At 69.2% G+C, this 18,304-nt stretch carries 18 protein-coding genes; 8 read left to right on the forward strand and 10 right to left on the reverse strand.

Annotation, left to right across the window (positions count from 1 at the left end):
• Positions 1-4: 4 nt before the first annotated feature.
• The 6 genes from ACV4UX_RS02305 to ACV4UX_RS02330 are packed head-to-tail and all read right to left on the reverse strand — an operon-like array spanning position 5 to position 5,217.
• Positions 5-1,474, reverse strand: coding sequence for a B12-binding domain-containing radical SAM protein (locus ACV4UX_RS02305; protein ID WP_491591719.1), 1,470 nt, complete (start codon positions 1,472-1,474; stop codon positions 5-7).
• The gene (locus tag ACV4UX_RS02310) at positions 1,467-1,685 is read right to left on the reverse strand and encodes a hypothetical protein (RefSeq protein WP_491591720.1); all 219 of its coding nucleotides are present in this window, start codon (positions 1,683-1,685) and stop codon (positions 1,467-1,469) included. The genes ACV4UX_RS02305 and ACV4UX_RS02310 overlap by 8 nt, the downstream gene beginning before the upstream one ends.
• A gap of 24 nt (positions 1,686-1,709) precedes the next feature.
• Positions 1,710-2,663: a hypothetical protein gene (locus ACV4UX_RS02315; RefSeq protein ID WP_491591721.1), complete on the reverse strand. Its 954-nt coding sequence runs from the start codon at positions 2,661-2,663 to the stop codon at positions 1,710-1,712.
• A 5-nt stretch (positions 2,664-2,668) separates the two neighbouring features.
• The gene (locus ACV4UX_RS02320) at positions 2,669-3,379 is read right to left on the reverse strand and encodes a class I SAM-dependent methyltransferase (protein ID WP_491591722.1); all 711 of its coding nucleotides are present in this window, start codon (positions 3,377-3,379) and stop codon (positions 2,669-2,671) included.
• Positions 3,366-4,280, reverse strand: coding sequence for a lysylphosphatidylglycerol synthase transmembrane domain-containing protein (locus ACV4UX_RS02325; RefSeq protein WP_491591723.1), 915 nt, complete (start codon positions 4,278-4,280; stop codon positions 3,366-3,368). Before ACV4UX_RS02325 ends, ACV4UX_RS02320 begins: the two co-directional genes overlap by 14 nt.
• Positions 4,273-5,217: a polysaccharide deacetylase family protein gene (locus tag ACV4UX_RS02330; protein ID WP_491591724.1), complete on the reverse strand. Its 945-nt coding sequence runs from the start codon at positions 5,215-5,217 to the stop codon at positions 4,273-4,275. The genes ACV4UX_RS02325 and ACV4UX_RS02330 overlap by 8 nt, the downstream gene beginning before the upstream one ends.
• A gap of 224 nt (positions 5,218-5,441) precedes the next feature.
• On the opposite strand from ACV4UX_RS02330, the gene ACV4UX_RS02335 reads away from it, so the two are divergent.
• Both ACV4UX_RS02335 and ACV4UX_RS02340 read left to right on the forward strand, forming a co-directional pair.
• Positions 5,442-6,881, forward strand: a complete 1,440-nt coding sequence (locus tag ACV4UX_RS02335) for a hypothetical protein (RefSeq protein ID WP_491591725.1) — start codon at positions 5,442-5,444, stop codon at positions 6,879-6,881.
• Entirely contained in the window at positions 6,871-7,578 is a 708-nt protein-coding gene (locus ACV4UX_RS02340) for a class I SAM-dependent methyltransferase (protein WP_491591726.1), read from the forward strand. Before ACV4UX_RS02335 ends, ACV4UX_RS02340 begins: the two co-directional genes overlap by 11 nt.
• Here ACV4UX_RS02340 and ACV4UX_RS02345 read toward each other — a convergent pair.
• On the reverse strand, positions 7,553-8,431 hold the full coding sequence (locus ACV4UX_RS02345) for a class I SAM-dependent methyltransferase (protein WP_491591727.1): 879 nt from the start codon (positions 8,429-8,431) through the stop codon (positions 7,553-7,555). The two genes, ACV4UX_RS02340 and ACV4UX_RS02345, sit on opposite strands and share 26 nt — an antisense overlap.
• Before the next feature lie 173 nt (positions 8,432-8,604).
• On the opposite strand from ACV4UX_RS02345, the gene ACV4UX_RS02350 reads away from it, so the two are divergent.
• From ACV4UX_RS02350 to ACV4UX_RS02375, 6 genes are all read left to right on the forward strand, one after another.
• Positions 8,605-9,702, forward strand: a complete 1,098-nt coding sequence (locus tag ACV4UX_RS02350) for a glycosyltransferase family 2 protein (RefSeq protein WP_491591728.1) — start codon at positions 8,605-8,607, stop codon at positions 9,700-9,702.
• 92 nt (positions 9,703-9,794) lie between these two features.
• Positions 9,795-10,385, forward strand: a complete 591-nt coding sequence (locus tag ACV4UX_RS02355) for a peptidylprolyl isomerase (RefSeq protein ID WP_491591729.1) — start codon at positions 9,795-9,797, stop codon at positions 10,383-10,385.
• A 16-nt stretch (positions 10,386-10,401) separates the two neighbouring features.
• Positions 10,402-10,884 carry a DUF3124 domain-containing protein gene (locus ACV4UX_RS02360; RefSeq protein ID WP_491591730.1) on the forward strand — a complete coding sequence of 161 codons (483 nt, stop codon included), beginning with the start codon at positions 10,402-10,404 and terminating at the stop codon, positions 10,882-10,884.
• 194 nt (positions 10,885-11,078) lie between these two features.
• The gene (locus ACV4UX_RS02365) at positions 11,079-12,029 is read left to right on the forward strand and encodes a hypothetical protein (protein ID WP_491591731.1); all 951 of its coding nucleotides are present in this window, start codon (positions 11,079-11,081) and stop codon (positions 12,027-12,029) included.
• 79 nt (positions 12,030-12,108) lie between these two features.
• Complete coding sequence (locus ACV4UX_RS02370) at positions 12,109-12,783, forward strand: DNA alkylation repair protein (protein ID WP_491591732.1); 675 nt, start codon at positions 12,109-12,111, stop codon at positions 12,781-12,783.
• A gap of 523 nt (positions 12,784-13,306) precedes the next feature.
• Positions 13,307-14,566, forward strand: coding sequence for a S1C family serine protease (locus ACV4UX_RS02375; RefSeq protein ID WP_491591733.1), 1,260 nt, complete (start codon positions 13,307-13,309; stop codon positions 14,564-14,566).
• A 202-nt stretch (positions 14,567-14,768) separates the two neighbouring features.
• Here the strand turns inward: ACV4UX_RS02375 and ACV4UX_RS02380 are convergent, their stop codons facing one another.
• The 3 genes from ACV4UX_RS02380 to ACV4UX_RS02390 form a co-directional block, all read right to left on the reverse strand.
• Positions 14,769-15,773 carry a hypothetical protein gene (locus ACV4UX_RS02380; protein WP_491591734.1) on the reverse strand — a complete coding sequence of 335 codons (1,005 nt, stop codon included), beginning with the start codon at positions 15,771-15,773 and terminating at the stop codon, positions 14,769-14,771.
• Positions 15,774-15,790: 17 nt separating this feature from the next.
• Complete coding sequence (locus ACV4UX_RS02385) at positions 15,791-17,293, reverse strand: hypothetical protein (RefSeq protein WP_491591735.1); 1,503 nt, start codon at positions 17,291-17,293, stop codon at positions 15,791-15,793.
• A 128-nt stretch (positions 17,294-17,421) separates the two neighbouring features.
• A partial coding sequence (locus ACV4UX_RS02390) for a hypothetical protein (RefSeq protein WP_491591736.1) occupies positions 17,422-18,304 on the reverse strand: 883 nt, incomplete at its 5' end.

An 18,304-nucleotide genomic window follows, 5' to 3' on the forward strand; every position in this document is an offset into this window, starting at 1 on the left:
GTCCTTACGCGCCCCGGAACACGAAGTCCAGCACCCGGGTTCCGGCGATGAGGCAGCGTTTGAGGTCTTCCAGGGAGCGCACCTGCCGCGCGGCCAGGGAGAGCATGTAGCCGGGGCGCAGGTAGAAGCGGCGGTAGGCCAGGCGCACCAGCTTCTGGAGCTCGGAGCCTGGCACGGAGCAGTAGAGCTCGTTGAAGATGCCTTCCACGTGGAGCTTGGAGAGGTCCGACGAGGAGCCGTCGCGGATCTCGGGGTGTTTCGCGGCCACGGACTCGAAAAGCGGCGTGCCCGGGTAGGGCGTGCAGATGCCGAAGGTGGCCGTGGTGGGCGAGAGCTCCTTCACGAATTCTATGGTGGCCTCGATGGTCTCGCGGGTGTCGCCGGGGTTGCCCAGCATCACGTGGGCGTGGGTGTTCATGCCCATGCGGCTGGCGGCACGGAAGATGTCGCGGGCCTCGGGGATGCGGTAGCCCTTGCGCATGCCGTCCAGGATCTCCTGGCTGCCGGACTCGATGCCGAACTTGATGGTGTGGCAGCCGCTCTTGCGGGCCAGTTCCATTGTTTCGGGGTCGATGCCCGAGACGCGGGCGTTGGCCAGCCAGGTGAGGTCGAGCTTTTCGGCCAGGAGGCCCTTGAAGATCTCGTGATCGCGGCGCTTGTGCACGAAGAAGGTGTCGTCGCGGAAGTAGACCTCGCGGAAGCCCTTGGAGGCGAGGTAGCGCATGAGCCCCAGCACGTACCCGGCGGACTGGAAGCGCACCCTGTGGCCGTCGAACACCGGGGCGGTGCAGAAGGTGCACTTGCCGGGGCAGCCCTTGGAGGTGGTGGCCGTCATGTAGGGCAGGCGGCGCACGATGGGGTTGAAGTAGTGGATGCCCTGGGGGAGGAAGTCCACGTCGGGGTAGGGCAGGGCGTCCAGGTCTTCGATGAAGGGGTAGTCCTCGTTGACCACGGGTCGGCCGGAGGCGTCGCGGTGGCCCGTGCCGGGGACGGCGGCGGGGTCGCCCTCTCCGGCCAGGGCGCGGCAGAGGTCGCGCGCGGCGAATTCGGGCTCGCGGCGGATGATGTAGTCCACGCCCGGGGCGGCCAGGGCGTAGTGGGGCATGAAGGTGGGGTGCGAGCCGAAGACCACGGTGGTCAGGGCCGGATTGGCGGCCTTGAGGCGCGAGAGGTACGCGGCGTCCTCGGTGAAGCTCATGGTGGAGGTGGAGCAGAGCACCACGTCGAAATCGCGCACCAGGGCGGCCACCGTTTCGGGGCTTTTCTGCTCGGCCTGGGCGTCCAGGAACACGGCGTCGCGGCCGTCCTGCCTGAGGATGGTGGCCAGCTGGATCAGCGGGAACGGCGGCACCGAGGCCCCTCCGATGCGCTTGCCCGCGCACCAGCAGCCGTAGAGCACGTCGCGCACCACGTTCTTGGCGGCCTGGGTCATGGGATTGAGCACCAGGGCGCGCAGCGTGCGCGCGTCAGCCATGGCGGCGCTCCGGGTCCACCAGGGCGGCGGGCGCGCCCTGGGCGGGGAGGAAGTCCCGCAGGTCCAGGAAGTCGGCGTGGGCCACGTAGGCCACGCGGCCCTTGCGGCGCACGGCGGTCATGAGCAGGGCGCGCAGGAGCCGCGAGCCCGCGGGAATGCGGCCCAGGGTGAGGGCGAGCAGGCGCAGGGCCATGAGGGCGTAGGAAGACACGGGGCGGTCACCTCGGGGGGAGCTTCATTCTTCGAGTGAGAGGGCATGGGTCGAAAGGGCTTCCAGCCGGCGCGCGGCGAGCAGGTAGTCGGCGGCCAGCGGGATGGAGTAGCGATCGTCCATCCAGAGGGGGTTTATGACAACATCCTTGCGGAGTCCAGACGCCAGGCGCGCGAGCACGGGGCTTTGCAGGGCGGCCAGGCCCGAGGGGTAGAGAAACTGGGTGCGCCGGGTGGTGGCGCGCCAGTCGTAGAGGCCGTCTTCGTCCACCGCGTCCAGGAGGAAGGCCTCGCAGGCGCGCAGGGAGTCCCGGGCTTCGTGGTCGCCGGTGATCTCGTGGTAGCCGGCCAGCAGGGCCATGGTGATGGTGGCGTACCCCACGTCGGGGCCGCCGTATTCGGCGTAGCAGCCGCTGGCGAGCTGGCGCGCCGCGATGGCCCGGAACTTGACGCGCGCGGCCTCGAGGTAGCGCTCCCGGCCGGTGATGCGCCCGATGCGCGCCAGGGCCGCGCAGGCCCCGGCCATCTGGTTGGCCACCTCGGGGTTGTCGTGGGCGGCGAGCCAGTCGGCGGTGGGGGCGAAGTCCACCCGGGGCTTTTCGGGCAGCAGCTCCCAGGCCAGGGCCGCCGCCTGGGCGGACATGGACGTGGCGCAGAAGGAGCGCTCGAAGGGGTAGACCTCGTCCACGGAGCCGTCGGGATGGCGCAGGCGCGCCCAGGCCTCCAGGGCCGCCCCTGCCAGGCGTTCGATGGCGGGCGCTGCCCCGGGGCGGGCGTGGGGCGCGGCCAGGGCCAGGTGCAGGGCGGCCTCCTGGTAGCGGGCGTTGGCCAGGTCCAGGAGCTTGTAGCACCAGTAGGCGCGGTCGAAGAGACCGTGGGTGGGGCGTCCGGGGTCGCGGTCGCACAGGCCCAGGAAGCGCTCCAGCAGGATGAGCGAGCGCGCGCGCAGGAGCGCCGGGATGTCGGGGGGGAGGGTCACGGAGGCTACCCCGAGGCGAAGCAGGCCAGCCAGTGGCCGAACCGGCCGGAGAGGGTCAGCTTCTCGAAGACCCGGGCGGCGGTTTCGCTGTAGCCGAAGGGCAGCACCCGCAGGAAGGCGTGCCCGTAGCAGGGGCGCACGTCGGCCCGGCGGAATCCGGCGCGCAGGGCCAGCTCGTGGAAGGCGCTCCGGGTGTAGCGTTTGCCCACGCTGGCCAGGTCCACGGAGTTGCCCCGCATGTAGTGGTACAGGAAGCTGGCCGCGTAGGGCGAGACCAGGTTGGGGACCACCACGAGACAGGCGCCGCCGGGCTTGAGCACCCTGCGGTGTTCGCGCAGGGCCTCGAGGGTTTCGGGGAAGTGTTCCACCACGCCCAGGCTGTAGACGAAGTCGAAGCTGGCGTCGCGCAGGGGGATGGCCCGTACGTCGGCCAGCACGGAGGGCGCGAAGGCCGCGCAGTGCCGGGCGTTGGCCTCCACGATGTCCAGGGCGACGCCGGATGCGCCCTTGCCGATGAGGTGGCGCAGGGCCTCGCCGAAGCCCGCGCCCAGGTCGAGGACGCGCTTGCCGGTCCACCCCCCGGGGGGCTCGCAACGGTCGAGGAGCCGGTTGGCCATGTGCGCGGAGTAGCGCGGCAGGGCGTGCTGGTAGGGGATTTCCCGCTCCCAGAAGCGCACCAGGCCGTCGGAGGGGTCGCCCTTGTCAGAGGGGGGCATGCGGGCCGTCCTTGGGTTGCACGAGGAAGAAGGGGAGGCAGAAGGCGATCTGCACCAGGTAGGCCAGGAGGAAGAAGGCCGAAAAGGCCACGGCCTGCTCGGGGGTCGCCGACACGTCCCGGAAGAGCATGATGAGCAGCGCGTCGCGCGTGCCCACCCCGGCCACGGACACGGGCAGCACCGACACGAGGTTGGCGCTGCTGACGCAGAAGACCAGGAACGCCGGCCCGAGCTTCAGTTCCAGGCTGGAGGCCATGAGCGCCATCCCGAGGAAGTAGACGCACCACATGGCGGCCGTCCAGGCGGCCACGGCCGGCTTGTTGCCCAGGGAGACCAGCTCGCGCAGGCGTCCTGCGGCCCAGCCGAGCCTCCCCTGGGCGATCCAGTCGGGCCAGGCGCGTCGCGCTGCCAGCGCGGCGGCCAGGACGCAGGCCAGCGCCCCCGCCCCGCCCAGGGCGGCCAGAGGGCGCAGGGCGGGAACGGCCAGGATGGCGGAAGCCGTCCAGGCCCCGCCCAGGGCCAGGATGTCCGCGCCCCGGTCGGCCACCAGCGCCCCCAGGGAGTTGAACACGGACGCGCTGTGGCCGCGAAGGTAGCCCAGGCGGGTGAGCTCTCCCAGGCGGCCCGGGGAGACGAACCCCCAGAACGAGCTGCGGAAGAAGATGAGCGAGGCCTCGCGCAGGGGGACGCGGATGCCCTTGCCCTCCAGGACGGCCTGGTGGCGGAAGTTCTTGAGCACGAGATACGCGAGCATCATGGATTGCCCGAGGGCCAGCCGGGCGGCGTCGGCATGGAGCACGGACCCGATCACCTTCTCCGGGCCGATGCGCCAGAGCACCCACGCGAAGAGCACGAGGCCCAGCAGGGGCGCAAGCCGACGCAGCAGGCGCGCGTCAGGCACGGCCGCCCTCCAGGGACTCCACGAGCCCCCGGGTGGTGAGCACTTCGAAGGAGGCCGCGAGATCGGCCAGGATGCTGTCCATTTGGGCGCGCTTGCGACGGCGGGATCTGGCCATGCCGGGGCGCTGCGCGATGCAGGAGGGGACGTCGCTCCTGTCCAGCACGTCCACGGCGTGGAAGGCGTAGTTGACCACGCCCGGCCCGGCGAGCTTGTGCAGGGCGATGCCGAGCCGGTAGAGCCCGAGGGTCGAAACATTGACGAAGGAGAAATGGAAGGGCAGGCGCAGCAGGGGCATGGTGCTGGTGGGCGCCTCCACGAGGCGCATGGCCCCCAGCGCGTAGGGCTCGCCCGCCGCCGGATGGTAGGGGGCCAGGGGGGCGCGCAGGCTGGCCAGCGAGCCGAATTCGCTGCGGCCCTTCTCGTAGCGCAGCCAGAAGGTCTGCACCATCTTGACCAGGGGGATGGCCAGGTTGGGGTGCACGGAGCTGTCGTAGAGGTATCCCGCGCCCTCCAGATGCTCCAGCAGGGCGGGGCTCACGGCGTAGGCCGGGGCCTTGAACCCGGTCGGCCGCACGCCCAGCGTGCGCTCCATGAGTTCGGCGCAGCGGTCCACCTCGCGGGCCATCTCGTGGGCGGGCAGGCGCTTGAAATCCATGCGGTGGGTGTGGGAGTGGTTGGCCAGTTCGTGCCCCTCGGCCAGGAGGCGCTCCAGCCAGGGGAGGTTCCTCGGGTCCTCCATGTCCTTGCCCACCACGAAGAACGTGGCCTTGAGCCCGTGCGCGGCCAGGGCCTCGAGGAAGATGGGGATGGCGGCCTCGTAGACCGTGCGCGCCTCGACCGGCGAGACGCCCCGATTTGCCTGATAGCAGGAGGCGATGTACCAGAAAGGGTCGATGTCCACCTGGATGGTGGCGATGCGGCGTCTTGAGGGATTCATGGCGTGGGTTGTGGGCGCGCGGCGCGTGCCGGGATCGGCAGCACGCTCGGGTCGCGCCGGGAACCCCTATGGCAGGCATGGGGGCGGCAGGTCAAGACGGCGCGCCGTGCCGCCGGATGATTTCGGGGCCGTCCCCTTGACAGGAGGGGGGCCTGGAGCCCTATGCACCTGCCTTCCGTCCGGAAGAGGCGTCAGACGCCGACAGCAGGCAGGAGAGGCCGAACATGAGAATCGAGCAGCGGACATCCCCCGGCAGGGTGACTTGGCGGACGGCCTTGGTCGTGCTGACGCTGGGCTACGCCCTGGTCTGGGCGCTGTACGCGGGAAAATACCAGGAGAGCAGCGACGGGGTCAAATACGACCTGAGCGCGGAGGCCTTCAAACGCCTGCTGTTCTCGGGCGATCCCGGAGCGCTCGGGGACTACGCCCGTGACCGGCTGGGGATCGACTCCGGCGGAACGGCGACCATGATCGCCTCCACGGCGGTCACGGACGAGCGCCCGGTGTTCTTCCTTTATCTGGCCACGCTCAAGCTGGCGGACCCGGCCCCTGTGGGGCTCCACCTCGCGGTCAGCCTCGCGCTGCTCCTGGCGAGCCTGGTCCAGATGGCCCACGCCCTCGATCCGCCGGACAAGCCGCTCTTCGTGATGGTTTCCGGCCTGCTCTTGAGCCCGTACTTCGTCTTCCAGGGGTTCGCCTACCAGCCGCACGTGCTCCAGATGGCCTTCGCCTGCTGCGCGTTCAACCAGTACGTCCAGGGGCGGACGGGCCTTGCGTTCGCGTGCATGACCCTGTCGTTTCTGTCCCACGGGCTGAGCCTGATCCTGCTCGGTTGTCTCGGGCTCTTCCTGCTGGTGGACAGGCCCTTGGACTGGCGGGCCTGCGCCCGGGCCTTTCTGGGCGTCCTGGGGGCTTGGCTCGCGGTGGAGCTGGTGCTGCAGCTGGCCTTCTGGAAAGACGATGCGGGGGTCATGCCCCATGTGACGTTTTTCGAGCAGTTCTTCCTCAAGTCCTCCCGGCTGCAGGGGGAGTTCGCCCGGGGGCCGGGCGTGGCGTCGACCCTCAAGAGCCTCGCCGTGCTGACGCCCCTGGGCCTGGCGGGCCTGTTCCTGGCCAGAAAGCGCGCGGAGCTGGCCCTGGCCGTGCTGCCGCTTGTTCTTTTCGGGCTGGCCACCAAGGGCGCCATGAGCGGCGACGTGCGGGTGCTGACGCCCATGCTGCTCATGGGCCACTGCGTGTTCGTGGCCCGCGCCCTGGATGCGCGAAGCGCCGCCCTGAAGGCGGTCTGCGCGGGAGCGGCCTGCGTTGCCCTGGCCCTGAGCGCGGCCTATTACGCCGAAGTGGCCCGCTGCGTGGACATCTCCCGCGGCGAGGGGGCTCCTGCGGCCATCGCCCCGGAGTCGACGGGCGCGAGCGCCTGGCTGCACTGGAACCTGCGGCGCTACCATCCGGTGACCGCCGAGGCATCCAGGGCCTACGGCCTGCGCCCGGTGAACCGCCTGGAGCTTCCGGGCATTCCGGACCCGAACCTCGTGCACATCAGCCAGCTGTTCATCCTGCTGTCCAAGGTGCTGCCGCCCGGGCGGCTGTCGCTGCTGGGGTCGCTCGATCCCTCCCCCCCGGTGTACGGGCTCTTCGAGCGGGGCGTGGCCGATGCGCGCTGATGCGGCCTCGCACAAGGCGCCCTGGGAGGCGGTATGGAAGGGAACGGGCGGCGCGTGGTTCGAGGCCCCCGGATTCGTGGCCGCATTTCTGGAGTGTTTCTCGCGCTTTGGGAGTCTCGATGCGCCGCTCCTGGACGTGGGGTGCGGCAGGGGGCGCCTGGTGGCCAGCCTGCGCTCCCGGCTCGGGAGCGGCGTGCACGGGGTGGACCTGTCGTACGAATCCCTGCTCCGTGGCGAGCCGGGGTGCGTCCAGGGCAGCGCCGTGGGCCTGCCGGTGCGCGACGCGGCATGCAACACGGTGACGGCCGTGCTGCTCATCGAGCATCTGCCCGACGTGGAGGCCTTCCTGGCGGAAGCCTCCCGCGTGCTCGCGCCGGGGGGGCACATCCATCTGGTGTTTCCCAACCTGTATTCCCTGGTCACTCCGGCGCTTTTTCTCAAGCGCCGGGTCGCCGGGAGGAAGGAACTCCCCTGGCATGCGCCCCTGAGCGCCGCCTGGACGGCCAAGGCCCTGACGCGCGCGGGGCTTGAGGTGGCGGGGGTGGACTATCTTTCCATCGGGGCTTACCGGGGCGGGCTCGACCGGGTGCTGTCCGGGGCCGTGCGCGCCCTTCTGCCCAGGCGATTCCGGGAGGAGGTGGTGATGACCGGCCGCAAGCCGGGCGGGCCGGTCAGGCCCGGCCGGTCAGGCGCTTGAGCCTGCGGTAGGCCTCGTGCAGTGCGTCCACGGCGCGGCTCGCCAGGCGCAGGCCCAGGGCCTTGAGCTTCCAGGCGTGCTCGGCGTCCAGGCGCGCGTTGCGGTTGTAGGGGAACTCGGCCTTGAGGCTGTAGGGCGCTTCGCGGACCTTGCGGGCCTCCACATAGAGCGAGATGACGGGCTTGTTGTCGAAGCCGACGAAGCGGAAATCCCGGGTGGTCTTGGTCAGGGCGCGCGCGCGGGGGTCGGTGACCTCGTGGCGCGTTCCCCCATGCTCGATGGCGTAGGGCTCGCGCAACTCCTCCAGGGAGGATTCGCGGTAGGCCGAGCGGACCACTTCGCCGAAGCCCCACTTCTCCAGGAGGATGCGCAGCATCTCGAAATCGTAGTTGTAGGTGTGGGCATAGGAGCCCAGCGGCTCCAGGGAGGAGTCGAAGGCCAGGGTCTGGTGGCCCGGGGAGATCACCTGGTTCATGAGCAAGCTCCCGAAGCCCAGGTGGTCCGCGGGGTGGATGGTGTCCTCGTTGAGGAAGTAGCTTCTGTCCTTCTCCAGGTAGGCCCTGGCGGCCTTCTCCAGGTCCGGGACGCTGATGCGCAGCAGGCCGCCCGGGCGCATGATCCGGTTGATCTCGGCCATGGACTGCTCGATTTTGAAGTGGGGGACGTGCTCCAGCGTGTGGGAGGTGTAGACCACGTCGTAGACGCCGGAGGGCAGGCGCGTTTTCCAGACCTTGCCGTGATGCTGCCACGGTTCGCGGTAGGCCCCGGCCTGGCCGTCGAGCACGTCCCAGCCGGGACGGGCCCAGGAGATGCCTGCTCCGATGTTGATTTTCCTGGGGGCGGGTGCGGTCATGGCGTGGCTCCTGCGCGTGGGGCTTGCGATGGCGCAGAGGTAGGGGCAAGGGCCTCCGGTGTCAACCGGTCGGCGTTGCCAGCGCCCTGGAAACCGGATAGATTCCCGCGTCGATCGAATCCCAGGCGCGCGCGGACAGCCTTGAACCCGCGCGGGCATCCGGAGAGGCATCCATGCTGCACGGCAAGACCGTGGCCGTCGTCGTGCCGGCCTACAACGAGGAAACGCAGATCCTGAAGGTCCTGGAGACCATGCCTGCGTTCGTGGACCGCATCGTGGTGGTCAACGACTGCTCCAAGGACCGTACGGCGGAGATCGTGCGCGACTACATGGCCGGGCACAACCAGGTCTCCGCATGCCGGGGCGAGGGCTGCGAACCGCTGACCGCCACGCCCTACAACAAGGCCGAACGGGTGCTGCGCACGCTGAACAAAAAGGAAATCGACTTCTTCCTGCCCTCGGAGGTGGTCAACAAGACCCCGGAGAGCGACCGGGTGATCCTCATCAACAACCTGGTCAACGGGGGCGTGGGCTCAGCCATCGCGCGCGGCTACAAGTTCTGCAAGGACCTGCGCATCGACTGCACCGCCGTCATGGCCGGCGACGGCCAGATGGACCCCGACGAGCTCGAAAGCATCTGCATGCCCGTGGTGGCCGAGAACATCGACTACGTGAAGGGCAACCGCCTCATCCACCGTTCGGCCTGGCTGGTGATCCCCAAGATCCGCTACCTGGGCAACTCGGTGCTCTCCATGCTCACCAAGATCGCCTCGGGCTACTGGCGCGTCTCCGACACCCAGACGGGCTACACCGCCATCTCGCGCAAGGCCCTGGAGGCCATCCGCATCCACCAGATCTATCCCAGCTACGGCATGCCCAACGACATGCTCGTGAAGCTCAACATCGCCTTCTGCACCCTTCGCGAGGTGGAGATCAAGCCCGTGTACGACGTGGGCGAAAGCTCCAAGATGAAGATCGGCAAGGTGATCCCCACCGTGTCCTGGCTTCTGTGCAAGAGCTTCTTCAAGCGGCTGTGGATCAAGTACCTTTTCAAGGATTTCCACCCCATCTTCGTGCTCTACCACCTCTCCTTCCTGCTGCTCTTCCTGGCGGGGGGGCTGGGCATGCGCCTGCTGGGGGAGTTCATCGCCGGGCGGTCCTGGACCAGCGTGTCCCTGCTCATCTTCGCCTTTTTGTCCATCAACGGCTTCCAGTCGCTGCTCTCGGCCATGTGGATGGACATGCAGGACAACGACCGCTTCTACAAATGACGCGAGGGGCCTCCCGGGGCTTCCGTCCCGGCGGCGCCTGGGCTATGGTCGCGCCCTGGGCGGCCCAACCATCTTCCCCGAGGTGATCGATCATGCAGCGCAAGAGCTTTCCGGTCCTGACGGTCCTCCTCGCGGCCCTTCTGGCCCTCTCCTGGGCCGGACCGGCCGCTGCCCAGAACAGGGACTACGTGGCCCTGACCACCTCCAAGGGCGCCATCGTCCTGGAACTCTACCCCGACAAGGCCCCACAGACCGTGGCCAACTTCCTGGCCTACGTGAAGGAGGGCTTCTACGACGGGCTCGTCTTCCACCGCGTGATCAACGGCTTCATGATCCAGGGCGGCGGCATGGACAAGAACCTCCAGCCCAAACAGGGACGCCCGCCCATCAAGAACGAGGCCGACAACGGGCTCAAGAACGAGGCCTACTCCATCGCCATGGCCCGCACGCCCGTCCCGGACTCGGCCACTTCGCAGTTCTTCATCAACGTCAAGGACAACCGCCAGCTCGACCACTCCGGCAAGACCCCCAACGGCTGGGGCTACGCCGTGTTCGGCAAGGTGGTGGAAGGCAAGGAAGTGGTGGACGCCATCAAGGCCGTGCCCACCGGCATGCGCGCCGGACTGGCCGACGTGCCCGTGGAGTCCGTGGTGATCCTCAAGGCCGAGACGGTCAAACGCTGACACGGAGGCTTGCGCCATGGCCCCGCGTTCCGGCTTTCCGCCCCGCGCCGCGCTGGCGGCGCTCGTCCTGGCTCTTGCCCTGCTGGCCGCCCCCGCCCGGGCGGGCGGCCCCTCCAAGGGCCAGACCCTTTACGTGCCCTGCTATTCCCACATCTACCACGGCATCAAGACCCGGCCCATCGACCTGACCATCACCCTCTCCGCGCGCAACACCGACCCCGCGCGCGCCGTGCGCCTGCTGGAGGTGGACTACTACGACACCGCGGGCAGACTGGTGAAGCGCCACCTGGAGAAGCCCATGGTGCTGGAGCCCCTGGCCACGGCTGAGTTCATCGTGGGCCAGACCGACGTGACCGGCGGCTCGGGGGCCAACTTCCTGGTGCGCTGGAGCGCCGAGGAGCCCGCGAGCCCGCTCCTTGTGGAGGCCGTGATGATCGGCACCTCGGCCCAGCAGGGCATCTCCTTCACCAGCCGGGGGCTGCCCGTGGCCGGACGCTGACCAAAGGCCCGCCCCGACCGCCACGGCGGCGTCGGACGCTGCGGGCTGATGAGTGCGCCTGAAAAAGCCCGGACGCCCGGGCCAGGCGCTGCACCAAACGCCTCGTCCGCTTGCGGCGGAACCCTTGCTCCGGCCGGGGCACGCTACGCCTCCCGGGTTGGCAAGCGCCCCGCGAGGGCGTATCTCCCCTGGCCATGACCCTCGAACAGTTCGCGGCCCAGCACGCCTGGCCCCTGGCGAAGCTCCTGGCCGGGCTCTGCGTGAGCCTTCTTCTGGCCAACCTCCTGGAAACCCTCAACTGGACCCGCTCCCTGGCCCGCTTCGCCCGCCCCCTGGTGCGCGCCGGGCACATGCGCGACGTCACCGGGGCCAGCTTCACCCTGGCCTTCTTCTCGGGCATGGCCGCCAACACCATGCTGGCCGAGGCCCACCGCGACGGCACGCTGAACGACCGCGAGCTCATCCTGGCCAACCTCTTCAACTCGCTGCCCACCTACTTCCTGCACCTGCCCACCATGCTCCTGGTGGCGGGGCCTTTCATCGGCCCGGCGGCCTTCGTCTACGTGGGGCTCACCCTGGGGGCGGCGGTGCTGCGCTCGGCGGGCATCGTGGCCGCAGGGAGGGCGCTCCTGCCCAGGCCCCCGGAGGACTGCCTGGAGTGCCGCCTGCCCGAGCGCGGCCCCACCTGGCGCGAGGCCCTTGCCAAGAGCTGGCGGCGCTTCAAGCGGCGCATCGTGAAGATCTGCCTGATCACAGTGCCCATCTACGCGGCCATGGCCTGGCTCAACCAGGCGGGATTCTTCGCGGCGGCCGAGCGCTTCGTGGCCGAGCGCCTGTCCTTCATGGACTGGCTCTCGCCCAAGGCGGCCTCCATCGTGGTCTTCGGCATGGCGGCGGAGTTCACGGCGGGTCTGGCGGCTGCCGGGGCGCTCCTGGGCGCCGGGGAGCTGCCCGTGAAGGAGGTGGTGCTGGCGCTGCTGGCGGGCAACATCCTCTCCACGCCCGTGCGGGCCTTCCGCCACCAGTTCCCCTACTACGCGGGCATCTTCCGCCCGGCCCTGGCCATGCGGCTCATCGTGCACAACCAGGCCTTCCGGGCCGCGAGCCTGGTGGCCGTGGGCGTGGTCTACTGGCTCGCGGCCTAGCTGGCCGCCCCGATCACCCGCGCTGGCAGCCCGGCGCGCGACGCGGTCCAGCGCCTCGCTGACCAGCCAGGGAGCCATCATGACGCAAGCGGAAACCACGGCCCGGGATCTGGCCCGGACCTTGAGGACCATGGGAAGCGAACGCAACCGCGCAGGCATGGCGCGCTTCGGCATCAACACGGCTCGCGCCGCCGGGGTGGGCATGGCCCCCCTGCGCCCCCTGGCCCGCGCCCACCGGGGCGACCACCTCCTGGCCCTGGCCCTTTGGGACGCCGGGCTTCACGAGGCGCGCATCCTGGCCTGCATGGTCGACGACCCCCGCCTGGCGGACAGGGGGCAGCTGGAGCGCTGGGCGCTGGACCTGGACTCCTGGGACCTGACGGACCAGCTCTGCAACAAGCTCGTGGCGCGCTCGCCCCTGGCCTGGGAGCTGGCCCCGGCGTGGGCGGCGCGGCAGGAGGAGTTCGTGCGCCGCGCGGGGTTCTCGCTGATCGCGCAGCTGGCCGTGCACCACAAGAAGGTCCCGGACGAGGAGTTCCTGCGGTTTTTCACGCTCATCGAGGCCCACGCGGGCGACCCGCGCAACTTCGTGAAGAAGGCCGTGAACTGGGCCCTGCGCCAGCTGGGCAAGCGTTCGCCCCTGCTGCGCGGGCACGCCGAGGCCACGGCCCTGCGGCTCCTGGAGCAGGGCTCGCCCCCTGCGCGCTGGATCGCCCGGGACGCCCTGCGCGAACTGACTGGCGAACGTGGCTGAGCCGCGCGGGAGAGCTGACGAAAGCCGCCCCGGGCGCGGCGGGCAGGGCGGGACGGTCGTTGCCCTGGGGCAGGGTTTGGGGGAGTGCTTGAAGCCCTCGGACGCGCATCAGGCAGCAAAGGCATAGGCGAGGACCAGCAGGAGAAGCCGGATGGAACGAACGGATACCGGAAATCCTCATGCGTTTGCGTGTTTTGGTTCGAGGCGCGGCATGTTGCGGCATGCCTGTCGCATGGTGTCTCATGGCCGTAGTGTGCGCCGGGTGGAATTCACATCATGGATCATTTGAAGGGGTTCGCCCCCCTGTCTGCGGTCAGTCGATTGGCTTGGGCATGCCGTTTTCCGGCACGGATTGCGTATCGCATGGTTCGCTGGCGGACGGATGGCCTATTCCAGGGGCAAGGGTTGATACGAATAGTTGGTGTGCTGTGCTTGACGGCTCGGGGCGAAGCGGATATCAAGAGGGCGACATCAAGAGTGTGAGGTGATCATGCGCCCTCTGTATTGGACGATGTGTACGTTCTTGCTGGTCCTCCCCTTTCTGACAGGATGCGGAGCTCCCAAAATAGAGACCCGCGATCACAAAGCCATCGATGTTCCGGACGGGGTGGTATCCAAGGCCATCGGCCTGCAAAAGGTTGTCTCCAAGATATCCCGGGGGACCAAGGTCGGCGAACTCAAGGGTGGCGTGGCGTGCCGACGCCGGTCCGACATCCTGTGGAACGCGAACCGGCGCAAGATCACCGACGAAGAGTGGACCGCCATCTTCTACGATGAACTGAAGCAGGCGAACTACAAGGTCGTCGGCGATCCGGAGAATCTCTTCGAGGAACGCGGGGCCGTGGACATCGCCATCGGCGGCAAAGTCACCGATGTGGTGTTCAACGTCTGCTACCCGACCTTTGCGGAGGCCTGGAACTACGAAATGGACGGCGGCACCGCCGCCGCGTCCGTCTCCGTGGAGTGGCAGATCTACGATACCATGGAGCGAAAGGTTCTCCACCGGGTGTTCACGTCGGGAGCCGTCACGTTGAAGTTCACCGGCAACAACGACCAGGAAGCCATGTTCCAGGCGTTCAGCAGCGCCGTGCGCGGGTTGCTGGCGGACAAGACCTTCCACAAGCTCGTCATGCCCAAGGAGGGGGCGGCTCGCGAGGAATCGTCCAGCGACTTTCGGGCAGGGGGCGACGAGCCCGCCTCCGCCACGGTCCCGTTGGCCAAGGCCGACTACAAGAGCAGCGTGCCGGAGGCGCAAAAGCGCGTGGTGGTCCTGCAGCGCGGCAGTTCGCATGGCTCGGGCTACCTGGTGGGCGACTCCGGCCTGATTCTGACCAACGACCACGTGGTGGGCGACGCGAAAACCATGAGGGTGATCTATGCCAACGGCGTCAAGGCCGAAGGGCGGGTGCTGAAGTCCGACCTCAAGCAGGACGTGGCCATGGTCCAGGTGGATGCCCCGCCCCTGGGCGGCCTGCGGGTGCGCCTCGATGATCTGCCCGTCGGCACGGACGTCTACGCCATCGGCGCTCCGAATGATATCAAGCTGCAGGGGACCGTGAGCAAGGGCGTGGTGAGCAGCTACAGATACAGGAAAAACGGTAGCCGCTGGCTGCAAAGCGACACCACGGTGAACCACGGCAACAGCGGCGGCCCTCTGGTGGATGCGCAGGGCCGGCTGGTGGGGATGTGTTCCTGGGGGTACAACAAGCAGGAAGCGGAGGGTCTGAACTTCTTCGTGCCTGTGGCGGAAGCCCTCAAGGTGATGGGGCTGGAGGCCAAGTAGCCCTGGCGCTAGACTCCTTCCGTCCCTTCCGTGCGCCTCTGCGGGTATGCTGAAGCGCCCCTTACGGCGCAACGCCTGGACTCCACTGCTGCCTGCGGTCGCGGCAGGCCGGTAGCGGGCGGCCCTCTCGGGCCGCCCGTACGGAAATGGACGCATCGGCACGAGTGCCGACGCGTCGTCGTTCACCCTCCGGGGGAGATGGCTACAGGATCCCCTTGAGCCCGGAGAGAAGACTCCCGCCGCCGGACATGAAGCCCCCCAGGGTGCTGATGCCGGTGGTGATAAGCCCCAAGGCTCCCGGTCCGTTGTTCTTCTGTTCCATGGCATCGGCCTGTTCGCGCATCATTTTCTTCTGCCAGCGCTCCATCTCGGGGTCCACGCCGGACCAGATGCCCCAGGTGCGGTTCCAGGCCGCATCGTTCTGCTGGGTGTCCCAGGCAAGTCGTTGCATGTTCCAGTCCTGGAGGCTTTGGGCCATCATGTTGTTGTAGTTCACCTGGCGCTGGGCCATGCCGTCGTTCCAGTCGCGTTGGGCGGTGGAGGCGTTCCAGTTCCAGTCGTTGGCCTGGGAGTTGTCCTGGAAGAGCAGGTTGTTCATCTGCTGGTTCTCGGAGAGGCGGTTCTGCCAGACGTTGTAGGCCATCTGGTTGGAGGCGTTGTTCTCCTGCATGCGCGCCTGCCAGGCTGCCATGGCCTGGTCCTGGGCGTAGCGCTGGTCCTGGGCCTGGAAGTCGTAGCGCCGCGCTGCGGCGTTGGCCGCGTTGTCGGCCAGGACGTCCATGTAGCTCCCCGTGACCTGATCGTCCATCTGGCGGGTGAACTGGCTGGAACCGTAGAGCCCCCGGGAGGAGTAGGCGTCGGTCAGGTCGCGCTTCGCCGTCTCGTAGGCCGACCGGGCCGCGCGCTCGCCGGGCGCCTTGAGCGAGAGTTCGTAGCGGTCGTAGTCGCCGTCCCGGAAGCCCTTGTAGTCGGGCGCGGCCTGGGCGTAGGTTTTGTAGGAGGGATCGGAGCCGGGGGCGTACTTCTGGTAGTTGAAGCTCTGGTAGGCCGGCGCGTTCCATTGGGTGTTGGCCGGGGCCTGGGCCTTGTTGCCCCACCATTGGGCGTCGCTCAGGAAGGAGGCCTTGCCGTAGGGGTCCACGTTGTTCTGGTTGGCGAAGATGTGCGACTGCATGAGGCCGAAAGTGGAAGGTCCGTTGTAGTCCATGGGGATTCTCCTCTTGGTTAACCGGCGGCCAGGGCCATCTCGGCCAGGCACTGCCGGAGCCGGATGCGTCCGGCGGTGGTGGTGATCTGGAAGGACAAGGCCCGGTCGCGCACGCGCGCGCGGGTCACGTCCTGGGTTTCCGACGAGGCCCCGAGGGGCTGCGAGGCCTGTTCCAGCGGGGCGTCGGCGTCCGCGAGCCTGCCCAGGCCGGGGTCGGCCTGCCAGGAGTAGAGCGTCACGGGGCTCACCTGGTCCGCGCCCAGCGCCTGGAGCGTGCCCTGCCCAGGGGTGAGGGCCTCGAAGTCCAGGCGGACGGAACGCAGGATCATCTCGCCCGGAGCCGTGAACATCTTGGAGCGCACCAGGCCCTTGATGGGCGCGAAGTCCCCGGGCTGGACCTCGTCGCGCGATTCGCCCAGGCCCAGGCGGTAGAGACGGCCGCCCCGGCCCGCCAGGAAGATGCGCTCTCCGGCCTGGCAGCACGCGCCCAGGAAGAGGCCCTGGAAGTCCAGCCGGGTCCAGGCCGAGTTGTGGGGGTGGTAGACCAGCACCTGGGAATCGCCCTCCACGAAGGCCAGGAGCACGGCCAGCCGGGGCAGGAAGCGCATGGAGGCCACGCGCTTGCCGCCCAGCGAGGGGTTCACGGGGCGGCCAGCGCCGCCCACCTGGAGGTCGCCGTACTGCTGCACGCCTGCCAGGTCGAAGATGCCTCCGGGACCAGCGAAGAGCAGGTTGTTGCCCACGTGCTCCACGCAGTGCCCCGAGTGGGCCGTGAGGTTGCGCGAGAGCTGGGTGAGGCCCCAGCCCGAGGACGGTCCTGCCGTCTGGAGGCGCATGATGCGCTTGCCCGAATCTCCGGCCTTGAAGACCAGCAGGTCCTGCCCGATGACTCCGAAGCCCGTCACCCGCAGTCCGTCGCCGTAGCCCGCGCGCAAGAAGATCGCGCCGCCTTCGGCGATGTCCCAGTCGGTTTCGTCGAAGGGGCCGCTCAGAACCACGCCGTCCAGGTCCTGGGCGGAGTTGGCCGCGAGGCGTCCGCCGATCTCGGCCACGGCCGAGGCCGAGGGCGAGCCCTCCAGATCCTCCACGTCCTCCCCGTCCCAGGCGCGCAGGCAGGGGCCGCCGTCTGCGATCACCAGCCTGCCGTGGAAGGTGCACAACCCCGGAGTGACGCCCTGCTGGTCCAGGTCGGCCACGTGCCGCCAGGCCGGGGGCGAGACGGACTCGTCCAGGCTGTGGAGCTTGCCGTCCGCCGTGGCGGCCACGAGGCAGCCGGTGAGGGCGTCCTTCTCGTACCAGTGCAGGGCCGTGATGTCCGGGCCGCCGGGGGGCGGTTCTGCGGCGCAGACCAGCCCGGGCCTCGTAGCCAGGACGTTGCGCGCCTCCTCGTAGTACATGTTGCGTGCCTCCGAGAGCTGGTTGGGAGCCAGGGCCTCGGGGCCTTGGGAAAGGTCCAGCCCGCCGTCGAAGGTGACGGCGGTGGTGTTCACGGTGCGGTGCTTGACGCTTGATCTCGCCATCGACGCTCCTTGCCAGGGTCGGGGGCGATTATCGCCAGGCGCGCGGGGAAATCCACCCACATAGCGCTATGTGGGCAGAAAGTGCGGGATGGCGGGAGAATTCCGCCGGACGCAAGCGGGGCGGACGGTCAGCCGCGCAGCAGGAAAGCGCCCACGCGGTGCACCACGTCGCGGTCCGCGTGGATTTCCGGGCGCGGGGCCACGGGCCAGTCCCAGGCGTCCAGGGGGTCGGGGAGGGCGAGGCCGGGCAGGGGGTCTTCCCCGCGCGGCCCAGGGGGCCAGGCCGTGTCCGTGAGGAGCAGGCGCACGCCGGGCAGGGCGCGGAGCCAGTCCAGGTGGGCTGCGAGCACGGCGCGGCGGAAGGCTTCCAGCTCTCCGGCCTCGAAGCGTTCCAGGGCTTCCAGGTGTTCCAGGGGGGCCAGGGGGAGCTGGGAGAGGCAGTTGGCGGAGACGGTCAGGTCCGGGGCGAGGTCGCGATAGAGCGCGGGGACCGCCGGGCGGGGGAGGCGTCCCTGGAGAACGTCCTGCCATGTGCCGGTAAGATCCACGGAGTCCAGGCGCACGCCGGGCAGGGACCGGGCGCGCCAGCGCACGCTGAGCGGCTGCACGGCGTCGGCCAGGACCACGCGGCGGAAGCGGGCGGCCAACTCGTCCAGGGGGATGTCCAGCAGGCGGCCGGAGCCCAGGATCAGGGCGGTGTCGCGGCCTTGGCAGGCCCCGGCGGCCTCCAGGATGCGGGCGCGGCAGCGCTCCAGGTGGGGCCGCCAGGCCGCGCGGCAGCGGCGGTGGCGCGCGCCGATGGCCACGGATTCGCGCAGGAGCCCCAGCTTGCGGGCCAGTGCGGGGCAGGGGGTGAGCAGGTGCTCGAGGGCTTCGGCCAGCATGGCGTGTGTGGGCGGGTTGTTTGTTCTCGTCGTGTGCCGTCGCCCCGCGCCATTTCCACGAAGCGCCAGGCCTCGTCCTGGCCGCACGGTGAAACCCGCGAAGCAACTGCCGGGTCCAGGGGGGAGC

Source organism: Fundidesulfovibrio sp. (assembly GCF_058402725.1).